This is a genomic window from Pelatocladus sp. (assembly GCF_059505505.1).
Window position 1 is genome coordinate 1 of sequence record NZ_JCACKS010000049.1, and the last position, 14,598, is coordinate 14,598.

14 protein-coding genes and 1 pseudogene are annotated in these 14,598 nt (G+C 39.3%); 7 read left to right on the plus strand and 8 right to left on the minus strand.

The window, feature by feature from the left end; translation table 11 throughout:
- Positions 1-80 precede the first annotated feature (80 nt).
- A complete protein-coding gene (gene nifE, locus AC5JMK_RS05115) occupies positions 81-1,463 on the minus strand; it encodes a nitrogenase iron-molybdenum cofactor biosynthesis protein NifE (protein ID WP_495909527.1) in 1,383 nt (460 codons plus the stop codon).
- 134 nt (positions 1,464-1,597) lie between these two features.
- Complete coding sequence (locus tag AC5JMK_RS05120) at positions 1,598-2,410, minus strand: molybdate ABC transporter substrate-binding protein (protein WP_495909528.1); 813 nt, start codon at positions 2,408-2,410, stop codon at positions 1,598-1,600.
- Between the two features lie 1,343 nt (positions 2,411-3,753).
- On the opposite strand from AC5JMK_RS05120, the gene AC5JMK_RS05125 reads away from it, so the two are divergent.
- The 3 genes from AC5JMK_RS05125 to AC5JMK_RS05135 all read left to right on the plus strand — a co-directional run bounded on the left by AC5JMK_RS05125 (position 3,754) and on the right by AC5JMK_RS05135 (position 6,378).
- Positions 3,754-4,194: a TOBE domain-containing protein gene (locus AC5JMK_RS05125; protein ID WP_495909529.1), complete on the plus strand. Its 441-nt coding sequence runs from the start codon at positions 3,754-3,756 to the stop codon at positions 4,192-4,194.
- A gap of 471 nt (positions 4,195-4,665) precedes the next feature.
- The gene (locus AC5JMK_RS05130) at positions 4,666-5,796 is read left to right on the plus strand and encodes an XRE family transcriptional regulator (RefSeq protein WP_495909530.1); all 1,131 of its coding nucleotides are present in this window, start codon (positions 4,666-4,668) and stop codon (positions 5,794-5,796) included.
- A gap of 411 nt (positions 5,797-6,207) precedes the next feature.
- Complete coding sequence (locus AC5JMK_RS05135; protein ID WP_495909531.1) at positions 6,208-6,378, plus strand: hypothetical protein; 171 nt, start codon at positions 6,208-6,210, stop codon at positions 6,376-6,378.
- 167 nt (positions 6,379-6,545) lie between these two features.
- Here AC5JMK_RS05135 and AC5JMK_RS05140 read toward each other — a convergent pair whose 3' ends face one another.
- From AC5JMK_RS05140 to AC5JMK_RS05155, 4 genes are all read right to left on the minus strand, one after another.
- Positions 6,546-7,013: a PEP-CTERM sorting domain-containing protein gene (locus tag AC5JMK_RS05140; RefSeq protein WP_495909532.1), complete on the minus strand. Its 468-nt coding sequence runs from the start codon at positions 7,011-7,013 to the stop codon at positions 6,546-6,548.
- Between the two features lie 197 nt (positions 7,014-7,210).
- A complete protein-coding gene (locus AC5JMK_RS05145) occupies positions 7,211-7,684 on the minus strand; it encodes a hypothetical protein (protein ID WP_495909533.1) in 474 nt (157 codons plus the stop codon).
- 437 nt (positions 7,685-8,121) lie between these two features.
- On the minus strand, positions 8,122-8,313 hold the full coding sequence (locus AC5JMK_RS05150; RefSeq protein WP_495909534.1) for a hypothetical protein: 192 nt from the start codon (positions 8,311-8,313) through the stop codon (positions 8,122-8,124).
- Positions 8,294-8,773, minus strand: a complete 480-nt coding sequence (locus tag AC5JMK_RS05155; protein ID WP_495909535.1) for a type II toxin-antitoxin system VapC family toxin — start codon at positions 8,771-8,773, stop codon at positions 8,294-8,296. Before AC5JMK_RS05155 ends, AC5JMK_RS05150 begins: the two co-directional genes overlap by 20 nt.
- Before the next feature lie 148 nt (positions 8,774-8,921).
- Between AC5JMK_RS05155 and AC5JMK_RS05160 the strand changes: the two genes are divergently transcribed.
- On the plus strand, positions 8,922-9,863 hold the full coding sequence (locus tag AC5JMK_RS05160; protein ID WP_495909536.1) for a hypothetical protein: 942 nt from the start codon (positions 8,922-8,924) through the stop codon (positions 9,861-9,863).
- Between the two features lie 99 nt (positions 9,864-9,962).
- Positions 9,963-10,271 carry a hypothetical protein gene (locus tag AC5JMK_RS05165; RefSeq protein WP_495909537.1) on the plus strand — a complete coding sequence of 103 codons (309 nt, stop codon included), beginning with the start codon at positions 9,963-9,965 and terminating at the stop codon, positions 10,269-10,271.
- A 299-nt stretch (positions 10,272-10,570) separates the two neighbouring features.
- Here the strand turns inward: AC5JMK_RS05165 and AC5JMK_RS05170 are convergent, their stop codons facing one another.
- Both AC5JMK_RS05170 and AC5JMK_RS05175 read right to left on the minus strand, forming a co-directional pair.
- Positions 10,571-11,341, minus strand: a complete 771-nt coding sequence (locus AC5JMK_RS05170; protein WP_495909538.1) for an NACHT domain-containing protein — start codon at positions 11,339-11,341, stop codon at positions 10,571-10,573.
- On the minus strand, positions 11,314-12,153 hold the full coding sequence (locus AC5JMK_RS05175; RefSeq protein WP_495909539.1) for an NACHT domain-containing protein: 840 nt from the start codon (positions 12,151-12,153) through the stop codon (positions 11,314-11,316). Before AC5JMK_RS05175 ends, AC5JMK_RS05170 begins: the two co-directional genes overlap by 28 nt.
- A 180-nt stretch (positions 12,154-12,333) precedes the next feature.
- Here AC5JMK_RS05175 and AC5JMK_RS05180 point away from each other — a divergent pair, with 180 nt between their 5' ends.
- Together AC5JMK_RS05180 and AC5JMK_RS05185 are read left to right on the plus strand one after the other, a co-directional pair.
- Positions 12,334-14,247 carry a tetratricopeptide repeat protein gene (locus AC5JMK_RS05180; protein ID WP_495909540.1) on the plus strand — a complete coding sequence of 638 codons (1,914 nt, stop codon included), beginning with the start codon at positions 12,334-12,336 and terminating at the stop codon, positions 14,245-14,247.
- Between the two features lie 129 nt (positions 14,248-14,376).
- A pseudogene (locus AC5JMK_RS05185) lies at positions 14,377-14,550 on the plus strand (tetratricopeptide repeat protein); the annotation flags it as partial.
- Between the last annotated feature and the right edge of the window lie 48 nt (positions 14,551-14,598).

Here is a 14,598-nt window from a genome sequence, read left to right on the forward strand (position 1 = left end):
GGAAATTACGTAAGTAATAATTTTGATTTTTTAAAATTAAGATGCGCTTGCCCTACCTACACCCCTATACCCCTACACTCCTACACCCCTACAGAAGCATCCCAAGGAGCAGGTTTTCTGACTTGTTTCCATACAGGACTATACAAGGCTTCATACAATTCCTGAGCCATTTCCAGCATCCCTGCATAACCAGCGTAGGCATGATGACGTTCATGATTAATATCTAAGAAAGGAATCCTTGCTTTCAGTGCTGTGTATTGATTGCTTCCTCCAGCTATTAACATATCAGCTTTTGTATTCTCCAGTACTTGTAGTAATGCACTGGGACTTCCCTTGGACAAAACAATGCCATCTTGACCAAGTAATTGTTTAATTTTGGCTTTTTCTTCTTTTGTACTTTTTCTGTCACTAGTAGCAATCACCTCCATTCCTAAGTCTCTCGCTGCTAAAATAATTGACCAACTTTTGACACCTCCACTATAAAGAACAACACGCTTTCCTTTTAAGCGGGAACGATAGGGAGCTAGGGCAATATCTAGTGCTGCGGTTTCTTCTGCTATCAGCCATTCTGTACGTTCTTGAAGATAAAAATCGCCTAATGTTGCAGCAATATTCCGCAAGCAACGGTTCATGTTTTCCACACCATAGAAAGATTCTTCAATGTAAGGAATTCCATAACATTCCTTCATTGTTTGTGCCATTCCTAGTGATACATTCGAGCAAATCACTACATTCAACTTGGCGCGATGAGCATAGCAAATTTCTTGATAGCGAGCATCACCCGTAATTTTGGAAAGAACACGAATACCTAATCTCTTCAACAGTGGTAAAACGTTCCATATTTCACCAGCAACATTGTATTCACCGATAATATTAATATCGAATGGTGTAATCATTTCTGGTTCCGCAGTTCCAACCACATGTTCCAATAAAGCTTCACCAGCAATACGATTACCTAAATTTTTACTACCAAGAAATCCAGGTGCATTTATATAGATAACTGGAATACCGATTTTTCTTGCAGCTGCTTGACAAATAGTATTCATGTCATCACCAATCAAAGCAGTGACACAGGTAGAATAGACAAAGACGGCCGCAGGATTATAGCGTTGAGCGATGTCGAGTATGGCTTGATAAAGCTTCTGTTCACCACCAAAAATGACATCATTCTCACTCAAATCAGTAGTGAAGCCAATTTGGTGTATTTTAGAACCTGATGAGAGACTACCACGACTTACCCAGGGGTTGCGAGTGCAGGCAAATGAAGCATGTACTAAATGAGCAGCATCAGTAATTGGTACAAGAGCCACCATTGCTCCCTCAAAAGGACAATTCCCTTGAGCCGCGCCTGGTTGTGGTGGTTTTTTGCAAGATACTTTTTTCTGATTCTGCAACTTTATTTGATTATGTTTGCATTCCGTCTCGTTAAGTGGTTTGTTGATTTTTATTTGAATGTTGTTCATGTTCTTACTTGTACTGAGTTAGGATAGGGTGAAGGAAGAAAAAATAAGTATTTTACTTATTCTTGATTTCGATCTGGATTTACATCTTGTGCCATTTTTTTAAATTCATTTTTCTCCTCACTTATAAGCAGTGATTACTGTGGTGTGCAAGATATTAAAGGTGAATCAAACCCATATTTATTCAAGATTTTTTGTCCATCTGGAGAAAGAATATACATAGCTAACATCACTCCAGAATTGCTGGCATTCTTCATCAAATTCATACCATAATTGACCTTGAGTGCAAGTTTTTCTGGTAATTCCACTATTTGTAAATTTGGTGATGCTAAAATAGCTAACCTAGCAGCAGTACAGTAGTTTAAAAAGATATCTACCTGTTGTGTTTCAGTGATGAAGTATGCAAGTTCATTCTTTCCTTTGGGGACAATAGGAGAATTACGTCCACCTACCAAACGTAATGCTTTTTGATTTAGCTCGTTAAAACTACCTAGTTGTACTTTTTCAGCTTTACGGAATATTTCCTGTGCGTAGTCCCCAGAAGCATCTTCATTTGGTGTTGATGTTCCTAATTTTATTTCTGGATTTAACATCCAATCTAAGAGATTATTTGGTGTCACTTTTAAACCAGGTTTGACAATGGCACACATTTTATTCCTGGTAAAATTCACTACTGGGCTGCTTTTATTAGCTTTCATTAAAGTGGCGGGATTTCCTATATCAGCACTAGCAAATATATCGCTGTGTTCTCCATTTAAAAGACGCTCTCGTAGCAAACCAGAATGGTCAAATTCAAGTCTTACAGGTATGTCATATTCTCTAGCAAAATCCTGTGCAACTTCTGAAATAGCACCTCTTAAGCTACCAGCTGCATACAGAGTAACAGAAGTTTGAAAATCCTGAGTAAAAAGGATTTTTTGTTTATTATTGAACTCTAAAGATGTCACCATAAATTTAACTCCTAGTAATAGCTAAGGCATCTGTAGTAACTATTTACTACGATTCAAATAATGCATTTTTTGTGTAGTGAAAATAAAACTGACTGCAATCAATACCTCAATTGGCACAATTGACAATTTTGAACTTATACAAAACCACAATAAAGAAAATAATGCACTTAATAACTGCAAGAGTTCATTTGTAATTTTTGCAGTAACGAAAACAAAAATAATGGCAAGGAATACAGTAACTGATGAATAAATCAACATAACAGATACAGTGTTTAGAATGAGTTATTTATTGTGTTTATCATCTGAAGAAGAAAGATAGGGGAGTTGGCAGTAAAAGGAGTAACCATCATAATTCCAGAAGGTAAGGTGTCTTATAAGGTATTTCCCCACATCCCCTATCGGCAGAAAACCTATTAAACGTGTGAAGATTAGAGGAAATGGGAAAGGGAAATTTCCCTTTCCCCAAGTTAGATACATCTAACTGATCAAAGTTAGATACACCTAACCCAGCAAGCAAGCCTTTGTATTGAGTGAGAAATCACAAAGCTAATTATTTCGTGATGCTCAACAAATATTTTCAATGTGACATGAACTCAATTGCAGCAACTGAAGTAACTTAAAATTTCACTAATTATCTAATACCGCAGATGACCTGTAAAAAGATAAAACTCTTATCTTGATCAAGAACTGCAATCTATCAAACACCTCAAGAATAAAGTTACAAAAAATCGTAACTGATTCAATAGCACCTTCTATGGAAATAACTAAAGTCTTCTAAAACATCTCGTTTCTATGGGAAGACTCGTTAATGCTTTTACTATTTTTATTCCCCTTACTGCAAGCATAACACACACATTGCAAAATTATTTGCTATTTTTAAATTTTTTTTGCAGCAACAATCTCATGTATTTTGTAAAAATACTTACAGATTTTGATTTTATAGCAAGTTTAGTATGCATTATGCTAAAATAATTGCATCAGCACATATTCTTCATCTGCATATGACTTATAGTTATGCTTTAGCTCTTTGGCTGCGAGCTTCTTTCCTTACGAGAACGCTACTCTAACTTGAAGTTGTTATTTTGTGGGAACGCCTGATAGCGATCGCATCTACGCTGAGAGTTGATCAACTACTTCAATTGCATAACGACGGGATCGTTTCAATCGACTCAGCAGGACAACCATTAATAGCTTAAAGAGTAAACATTGTTACCGTAAAGTTTACTAGTAACAATAATGCTAATCAAAGCCAAAAGTCTTCTTATATTAATTGATTATTAGTGCTTGAAGAATTCTTCTTCCTAAAATTAACGGTTGGTAAAATTTTACCGAAGTAAAAATGTATGCCAAGAAAAGAACAAGGATGGATCACATTTCAAGTTTCAGAGCAAGAGCGCAAACTTCTAGACGAATTATCCCAAAGGTTGCAACGTACTAAAACGGAAATTCTTCGGGAACTAGTACGCGGACTTGATCAACTTCAAGCGCGATCGCCACAATCAATACCAAGCAAAAAGCAAGAAGCAAAAGAGATCCAGACTCACTATATAGAAATCACTCATTGCAACAAACCTCTGAAAGTTAGCTCTCGCAATATCCTTAAAGGTGTAGTCACAGAAGTTATTCGCACAGGAGTAAGTAGTCAGGTAACTTTAAAGGTTGTTCATGAAGTAGAGTTAATTTCGATCATGACTACTACCTCAGCAGATGAATTGGAGTTATGCGAGGGAACAGAAGCTTATGCGGTAATTAATCCCTGTTTGGTGACTCTAGGTAGGGAATAATCTGCCAACCCTAAATCAAGAGTTTTAAACTCGTCCTTCATGTCCTTCGAGGGTAAACTAAAGAAACACTTTTTCCTCCCCTACACCCATTTCTCTTAGAAGATAAACAGATATAGAATAAAAAATTTTCCTTTACCAACTATTTTGGCAAAATGTATGTTAATCTTACTATAGGGGAATAAGAAAGCAGCTAAGTAAACTAGCAACAAGTTAAATTTACTTGCTGTAATAGCAGAAATCCGCAAGTAACTTAGTGAATTGTACACTATACTTGCTCCGAAGAAATCAAAAATTAGCAAGTATCTTAGCAAAATGTATGTTATGCTTGCCGTAGGTTGATTAGAATTGATAAGAGCAGTCTTCTGATCTTCCAACAAAAACAGCATACAGCATATACTAGAAGACCTTGCTATTGCCTCGGTAGATTAAGTTTGTCCACTGTGGCTTTTTGTAACGGAGAGATACAGCCTCATGAAGCAAGACGGGAGTCTGTGCAACAACCTGAAGTCGATTAGAACTCGTTTGGGCATGAGTCAGCAAGATTTGGCTAACATAGCTGGGGTGACTCGTCAGACTATTAGTGGTGTGGAATCAGGACAATATGCTCCTTCAGTTGCTGTGTCACTACGTTTAGCTAAAGCGCTTGGCTGCCAAGTCGAGAACTTATTCTGGTTTGAGGAAGATCTGCCTGAAATTGAGGCAGTTCTTACTAAACCTGTCCCCACTGGACGGCAAGTACGAGTTAGTCTCGCGCGGGTTGGAGGCCAATGGATAGCTTATCCCCTAGTTGGGAACGATGCTTTTCGTATCGAAATGATTCCAGCCGACGGTGAAGCACAAGGGCAGATAGGAACAAATAAAGTCCAAGTCCGGCTTCTGGACGATATGGACAAACTGCACAATACAGTTGTGATTGCTGGTTGTACACCTGTAATTTCTCTTTGGGCAAAAGCCACCGAACGTTGGCATCCCCAGTTGCGAGTTCATTACAATTTTGCTAACAGCATGGCTGCATTGCGTTCTCTAGACCGAGGTGAAGTACATATCGCCGGGATGCACTTGTACGATCCCCAAACTGGGGAATATAACATTCCCTTTGTGCGGGAAGCCTTAGCAGGTAAAAGTGCTGTCTTGATCACTATCGGGGTTTGGGAAGAGGGATTATTAGTTCCACCGAGAAACCCAATGGGAATTAAAAGTGTTTCTGATTTGGTGGACTTAGGAGCAACCATTGTCAACCGTGAACCGGGTTCTGGCAGTCGGATGCTTTTAGAGAGAAAACTCCAAGAAGAACAAGTTCCATTCCATACTCTCAAAGGATTTGAGCATATCGTCCACAGCCATAAAGATGTTGCTTTATCTATAGTTTCAGGAATTGCTGATGCAGGTGTCAGTACGGCATCTATAGCTACTGCTTTTGGGTTAGGATTTGTTCCCCTACATCGGGCGCGATATGACTTGGTAATTCTCAAAGAATATCTGGAAGAAGCACCAGTACAGCAGTTGCTTAGTACTTTGGGACATCGGCTAGTCCAATCCCAGTTAGAGGTTCTCGGTGGCTATGACATCAGTAAGATTGGGGAAGTTGTAGCGACTATTTAGGGTAGAGTTTAACAGTTATCAGTTAGAGCTATTAGGATTTTAGGACTGTTCACTGATTGGTGGTACTACTATTGGTTGGTTTGGTGGTAAGCAGGGAAATTTTGTGTAATTCCTACCAGTAGTATAGTCACTCTCAGATTTGGGCAACAATATTGGTAGTTCGAGAATCTTCGCTGATCAACTCCAGGTACCCTTTCAAACTCTGTTGAGTATCCGAGCAATTATCTGACTGTGATGCTCCTGAAGTAACTGCAACTATAAAGTTGTACTCAAGACATATTCGCATGTCTGCAATCAAGTGATTGCAACGGTGTGATTTGGGTAAATACTCTGATCACAGCGCAAAAGATAGTAGTTGGGTAGAACGGTTGCGATCGCTATCAGGTGAAATTTCTCAACAACTGAATTAGCTTGTTGATTGAGTTCGGTATTCTCGAAAGCGATGAACAAGTTAAGCAACTGACTGATACAGATAAAGCAGTCAAAGAAAGTGAGAAAAAACAAGAAGATGCTGAAGGCGAAGCCCTAGAAGCACTGAAAAAAGGCAATGTCGAAATTGTTGCTTCTAGCGACAAGAAGTAAAGTTTAGCCGCCCAACAGTAGACCACAGGTGGGCTAATTATTGCTCACCTTTCCTCCAATTGTGGAACAGACAATTCATTTAGTAGGATTTCCAAGTTATCGAGAGGTTTTATGAAAACCAGCCAAGGGGAAATCAATGACCTACCTATAGAGCCAATATCCGAAAATCAAGAAAAATCTTGCACACAATCACCTAAAAAGTAGTTTTCTCCAGCGTTCAGTTGTTGGTTGAAAGCAGAGCTACCGTTATTGGGAGCGTTAATTGATATCAGAGCATTGGTCAATTGGTCATTAGGATTGAAACTGTCTTGATATAGAACCAAAAAATTATCCCAAGCTCCATCATTAGATGACGTAGCTCCAGGTACAGCACTTGCAAAGCTATATAAACCCGATTGTTCAACCACAAATTCAAAAACATCGTAGGCTGGATTCATACCAGGCCCACCATCTGAACCACTGACTCTATCGGGAGGATCTCCTGGTGCAGTACGCAGCCAAGTAGGCTGATTTGTTGTGTCACCTTGATAGGTTAATTCAAAAGCTTTTGCGGGGGTCGCAATGCAGAAAGCAGTCAACCCCATGCCAAGAGTGATAATCAGACGTTTTTTGAGAGATGTTGCTATTAATACCATATTTGATAGATTGCTTCTATCCTAATTTTGAAAAGAATGTACTTCAGATGATGAGTTAACTAAGACTATATGGATTATTGCCAAAGATGAGCGGTCGCTGGCTAATTCAGGTAGAGTCTGAAAATATTGTTGTGTCGCTCAATTCAGATGAGTTTCAAGTGATCAGCCAGTCTCAAAAGCAAGTCTCTAAAAACACCTCAACTCTCCATCAAAATCAGCCGTAGTGGGTCTAAATGAATACGCCAAGGGAAGGGACGGTCTTTGAGATTAGCCCATTTTTCTTTATACACTTCCACTTGTAAATTATAATCTTCAGAGTCGCTAGGAGGGTGATTTAGCTTGAGATAGGCAGTCAATCGGTGTTGGGTTTCACTTGTGTCAGCAACCCAACAAGCAAAAGTATTCTCCTGATTTGGGTCATTACAGAAGGTGAGGTGATGAGCGCGTATTCCGACATATTTGGCGGAGTTGGGGATAGGTTCTACCACTTGCAAATTACAGTTCCAGTCCAAAGCTTTAACCTGTTGAGAATCAACTGCTTGGATGCGAGAAATATTTTTACATTCTGTGACTTTGGCGACAACTAAATTTGGTGGTCGCTCAAAAATATTTTCTTTAGAATCGTTGGCAATAACTTCTCCTTGCGACAGCACTAAAATATTGCTACTCACACGATAAGCTTCCTCTAGCTTGTGGGTAACAAATAAAAATATTGTACACTTGATGAAGAAAAATCTGAACAAATTTCAATAGGTGACTGGAATGATCATTATTTCAGTGCTGAAGAAACTTATCAACTTAACGTTGAAGGTAGAATTTCGGTTAAGGGAGATTCCACACCATTAGAATTATCGCTTTTCTCAGAAAATAAACTATTAGAATTTTTAGAAGAAACTGATATATCTATAGAATCAATCACTAACATTGAAGTTGCTTCTTAAGCCATCTACTATAGCAATCCTATGTGAGTTGTGAGAATTTACGGAGTCTAAAAACACGTTTTTACAAGCCTTTCAGCCTTTCTTGTTTCTCACGAATGATTTAAGACTGCTATAGGCTACCTGATTACGCTCAATTGCCAATTCGATTTCATCGGGATGAGTGCTTGTTATTCAACTTTTTTCTGTTTAACATAATTACGGAAGTCATCTATTGTGACTTGATTGAGCCATTGATGACGTTCTTTAGTATAATCACCATAACCTACTTCTAACTGCTGTAAAAACCTTAGCGTTCCTGCTACTCCTAAAGCATTGATGAGAGCTTGATATCCTTGTTGCCTAATTTCCGTCAGTTTCATTGTTTTCTTCCTCTGTTTGTAAAACATTCATTAACCAAATTGTAGGGTTTTCGACTTCTATGTTCAAAATACTTTGAAACTTTTTTGCTTTCCTAAGCAGTCTGTCGTCAGTCGTTAAAAACACATCAGCATCTCCAGCTTCTGCAAAAGCCAAATGTAACGCATCGTGAAATTTAAAACTCAACTTCATTAACTCTTCTGCTCTCAAATCAATATTTTCAGTTGATTGAATATAAATATTGGCTACATTTAGTATCGATTTGACCTGTTGTTGTTTAAATGAGTCTGAATGTAGACTAACCTCAAATTCAATAATATCGCTATTCATCAATATCCATTTGCCATCTTCGCAATTTTGAATAATTTCTGTTACTGCTTCAGCCTCCATCCGCATCCGAAACTGTTCTAAATTGTCTAAAGTTCGATTCAGACAACAAACATCGAGATAAATTTTAGTCATGTTGTATTTTGACTGGAAACTGTGAAGTAGCTGCGCGTAAAATCCAAAATTTAATCATTTAATCATTCTGGCTAGGCAAAAGTGCTACAACGGTAAAATGATATAGCTGCTTTACTTTAATTACAATTCTATTGTTTACAGGTATTCAATGACACATCCTGAGCAGATCCAAGAAACTCTGCACCGAGTTGAGATTGGAAAGCAAACTGATGAGGATATAAAATTTTTACGTCAGCAACTTTTGGCTGGCGATCGCCAAATCGTATCGCAATTAGGTAAGTACAACGTCAATATTGGTCAAGGTAGAGACATCCACATAGGCGATCGCATTTATCAACAGTGGGATGAACAAGCGATCCAAGCTTTAGTTAAAGCTATTCAAAAAGTAACTTGGCGATGTGTCGCTAATTTAACAGAGAACGACTATACTCAATCTATCGGAATTGGCATAATAGATAAATTATCAAAGCAGTTAACTGATTTCTCCCAGCAGTCTGTAATGCGCTATGGGTTGAAGTTAGCTTTTAGTCCTAATTCACAACAAGAATATTTTGTTAGTAGTGGGAACCAAGTTATTAAACGTTGGCAGACAAATACATGGGAAATGTTGCGAGAAATATCTGTTCCATTTTCCATCACAGATACTTTTGATTTATGGTTTACTGCTGTAGCAATTAGCCCCAATTCTCAACTAATTGCTGCCTGTAAAGCCTATCAAGTAAATGTTTGGACTTTAGGCACAGATAACCTCATTCATACCTTTGGTAAAACTGTTTTTAGTAACTTTTTCGATGTTTTCGGTTTTGACTCAGTTGCTTTTAGTCCAGATAGCAAAATATTAGCAGCTAATGATAACCGAGACATTAAATTATGGGATATAGAAACAGGAAATGTTTTTAGTCCAGATGGTAAAACTTTAGTGAGCGGAGGTAATGATGGGAAAATTGTAGAATGGAAAATTACCAAAAAAGAATCACAAATTTTGCCTCAACAACATAGCCGAGGAGTTACATCTATTGCAATCAGTCCAGATGGAGAAACATTAATTAGTGGAGGAAGGGATCAGACGATTAAAGTTTGGAGACGATAACAGTGAGAGAGGAAAGGTAATTATCTGCGATCGCTGCACTTGCTGAAGGCATCGCCATCTAAACATAAATACAAATTTACTGCTTGAACCACGATCAAAATGCTCCCTCCTGAAGAATTAAATGCCATCCTCGACCGCATAGTCAAACACCAGCAGACTGAGACTGATATGACAGTTCTGCGAAAATGGCTCAGTGGTGGTGGTCAGATTATTTCTCAGCAAGGTAAATATGCAGTCAACCTGGGACAAGGACAGGAAATTCACATTGGTGACGAAATTTACCAAGGTGCAGATGCAGAAGTAATTCGAGAAATCGTTCGGTCTATCCTTGAGGAACTAAAGCTTCTAACCATTGCTGCTTTTGGAAATCAAAATATCCAAAAGCCCACAAAGTCAGCTGTTCTATAATCTTTATTTCGTAAATAGAACTTTTAAACTCAGCTATCCCTTCTGCTGCAATCAACACAGCTTGTTCCCAGTAAAAACCGTTACATCGATCTTCAAATTTCACTAGAGCATCAATAAAATTTTCCTTTTCTTGCTTAAAAATATGTTTTCGCCCCAACCAAAGCAAAAATACTTCTTTCCACTGCGCTTCAAAAATCCGGTAAGTAGGAAGACAGGAATAATTACACGGCAGGCTTATATAGATTACGCGCTCAAACCTTACTATACTTCGACTTGACCCGAAGCCTGCCGTGTAATTATTAGCGTCCAGGTACATAACTCGCATCTGGATGGCTGGGATTCTCAGGAATGTGATTTAAAAAATAATGCCAATCATCGATCGCCAACGCAGCAAAATACTCCTGAAAAGTTGGATGGAAAAACGCATACACCCCCTTCCTGGGATTCTCTCCATCCACACCCACCTTATTCAACCATCCGAACCGTAACGCTAACCCAAACAACGAATCAGCATCATCCGGTTCCCCTAAATACTCGCAGACAAAATCCTGTCGCAATCGAAACCGCGTTGCTTCCTTATCGATCGCATCCCTTGCTAATTCTCCCAACGCTGCATTCAACCGCTTACGCTGTTCCCCCGTCGTCGTAAACTGCCCCTTCTTCCATTCGTAAAAATCCGCGACAAACTGCTCGTACAACCGCGCTTTTGTCTCCGGTAATTTTCCCTCACCCAAGTACCAGTTGAAACACAGCAGCGTCAACCGCAATGGGTTTTTCGCCAAATCCCGAATTCGCTCCTTCCCCGGTTCCCCCAAAGCCGCGCACAACCTTTGTCCTGTCTGGCTTTCTGCCGATGGCAGATAACCAAACCAATTGCCGATAAACTGCTCCACCTGTTGGGGATAGGAAAACTCCAGGGTGCGATAATTATCAAAGGAATCCAGGGCATTGCTACCACCATCCCAAAGATTTAGCCGACAGGAAAGCACAATCCACGCTTGTTGTAGCAAAGTTCCCGTGCGAAGTTGGCGATCGCATTCTGTTAGGGGATTACCCAGGGTTGCTTGCATTTCATCAACCCCATCCAGCAACAGCCCATCCGTGAGAGGTTAAACTGAGCCACAAAATCATCTTTAATTTGGGTTGAAGGTTCGGCTTGTCCGACTTTCCTGGCTACTGCTTGCAACCATACTTCAAACAAATATGCTTCCAGTTCCCGTCCCCGCAAATCGGACAGAGATACCCAAATCACCACCGCATCGGGCATTTCTACGGCTACCCAGTGAGCGATTTGCTGCAACAACGTCGTTTTCCCTGCTCCCGGTTCGCCAATAATCACAATACGTTTTCCCTGGCTTTTGGGGCTTTGTCTTTGTTTGAGTACCTGCTCTAAAAATTGCTGATGCTCAAAGGTTTGGGTAATTTCGGTTTCCCGGTAAAGTTCTGAACCATGCTCTGGTGGTACATCTTCCCGTCGTCGAGTTTGCTTTTTCCGCTCCACCAATCCCAATGGTACATACACCTGATCGGTGCGGTAGCTAACTCCCTCACCGGATGTGAGTGGGTTTGTGGTGAGTCTCTGCTGCTCCGACAGCATGGTTTGACTAATATCGTGCCAGTCAATTTCTATTTGCTGGGTGTTCTGGGAAAGTACCTCTAGCAAAATGGTGCGAATAGTCTCTGCGTCAGTGCCTTGATAAATGCGATCGCCAATATAAATATCCTTGCCATCGCCAATATTAACGTTGTACTTTCCCAACTGCAAGACATTTTTACCACCGCTTGCCGTAAGGTATTGACGCAATAGGGCAATATCACCCTCGTCTGCGCTGCCATTGAGGATGCGATCGCATATTATCAGTAATTCCCACGAGTCAGCCATCGCGCTTCCCTAGCTAGTTGAAATTGGCTTGTTGCTCAAAGCATTAAAATATACAGAAATTATAGAGAAATTCTCAAAACAGCGCCTAATATTACCAAAATTATAGTTTTTCCGGAATTGATAATCATTTAATTGAAGTTTCTTAAGTTACAGTGAAATTACTTAGGAGCAGTTCTAGCGATGCCTGCCTCTGACGATTTATTAGCCATTATCGAGCGCATTCTCAGTCACCAGCATACGGATGGGGATTTGGCGGTTTTGTGTCAGGCAATTAGCGCAAGCTCCAGCCAAGGTACGCTACAAATTGGCAAGTATAACGTTAATATCCGGGAAGGCAAGGATATTCACATTGGTGACAAGATTTACCAAGGTGCGGATGCGGAAGCGATTCGGGAGATAATTAAAGAATTGCTATCTAGCCAAAAAGCTGTAGCTGTAAAATATATACCCCATCAAGGAGTTTCCCATTTCGTTGGGCGATCGCATGAACTCGCCAATATTCACGAAAAACTTTACCAGCAACAAAATGCTGTAGCAATTTCCTCTGTTGCTGGGATGGGTGGTGTTGGTAAAACAGAGTTGGCAGTAAAATATGCGAGAGAACATGAAAATTATTATCCTGGAGGTATTTGCTGGTTTTCTGTCAGAGATGGAAATTTAGCAGCAGAGATTATCCAATTTACTCAACTTTATTTAAAGTTAGAAGTTCCCCAAAAGGATTCTCAAGAAAATCCACTCAATATTCATCAACAAGTAGCTTGGTGTTGGCAAAATTGGCAACCACCTGAAGGTTTAGTGCTGGTTGTTTTAGATGATGTTACTGAATTAAAGCATATCAAAGAATTTTTGCCAAAAACTAATAATCGCTTTCGGATATTAATCACAACCCGTCAGCGACGATTAGATATCAACTATGCTGAAATATCACTTGATGTACTATCAACAGATGAAGCTTTGTCATTGTTAAGAGGTATTTTAGGCGAAAATGATAGACGAGTAGATACAGACATTGAAACAGCTAAAAATTTATGTAAATGGCTGGGTTACTTACCTCTAGGTTTAGAATTAGTGGGACGATATTTGGTAGAAGACCCAGATTTATCAATTGCTGATATGTTGCAAGCTTTGAAAGAGGAACGGCTAAAAAATGAAGCAATAAATCCTTCTTCAGAAGATTTAGAAGCAACAGAAATGACCGCAAAATTAGGTGTGAGAGATGCATTTAACTTAACCTGGATCAAGCTTGACCCAAAGACTAAACGTGTTGGAGAATTGTTAAGTTTATTTTCTCCAGATGAAATAGCTTGGAAATATGTAGAGTCTGTTAGCGAGTCGCTGAATTGGACAAAGAAAGAAGTAAACGAAGCTAAAAAGCAGCTTTATAAACGTCATCTAATTGAAAGGTTAGAAGAAGGAGAAGCTAATTATAAAATTCATCCCTTAATTCGCGAGTTCTTACGAGAAAAGTTAGCAGAATTAGAAGAAATTAACGAATTTAAGCAAGCATTTACCAATACTTTTATGGAAATTGCTCAAACAATTCCGAAATCACCAACTTTAGAATTTCTTAACTCAGTTAAAAAAGCGATTCCCCATTTAACAGAAGTGGCAGAAAATTTAATCGATGCTGTCATCGATAAAAATTTAATTTGGGCTTTTCTTGGTTTAGCTAGATTTTACGATGGGCAGGGTTTATATAAACTAGCAGAACCTTGGTTTCAGCAATGTGTACCAGCAGTAAAATTGCGTTTAGGAGAAAACCATCCCCTTGTTGCATCCAGCTTGAACAATTTAGCTGGACTTTACAAATCCCAAGGAAGGTACGAGGAAGCAGAACCACTTTATATCCAAGCATTGGAGTTACATAAACAGCTATTGGGAAAAACCCATCCCCTTATTGCACTCAACTTGAACAATTTAGCTGGACTTTACTGTTCCCAAGGGAGATCCGAAGCAGCAGAACCACTTTATATCCAAGCATTGGAGTTACATAAACAGCTATTGGGAGAAACCCATCCCCTTGTTGCACTCAGCTTGAACAATTTAGCACTACTCTACTTACATCTTGCACCAATAAAATTTGATGTGTTTTAATTACTCAGTATTAAGCTAAAATCCTTGATTTAGCGATAAAAGCCAATAAAAATAAGGTAGCTTTATGGGGTATATTTTTAGTTTATCTGGGTTTATACTGATAGGTGCAAGATATGAGTCTACCGTTCCCAAGGAAGGTACCAAGCAGCAGAACCCCTTTTTATCCGAGCTTTGGAGTTAAGAAAACAGCTACTGGGAGAAAACCATCCCGACATTGCACAAAGCTTCAACAATTTAGCTGCACTTTACGAATCCCAAGGAAGGTACGAAGCTACAGAAACTCTTTTTATCCAAGCTTTATAGCCGTAGCCATGTTGGTTAGGACGCTGCTTGCTTGAGAACAGTTTCCAT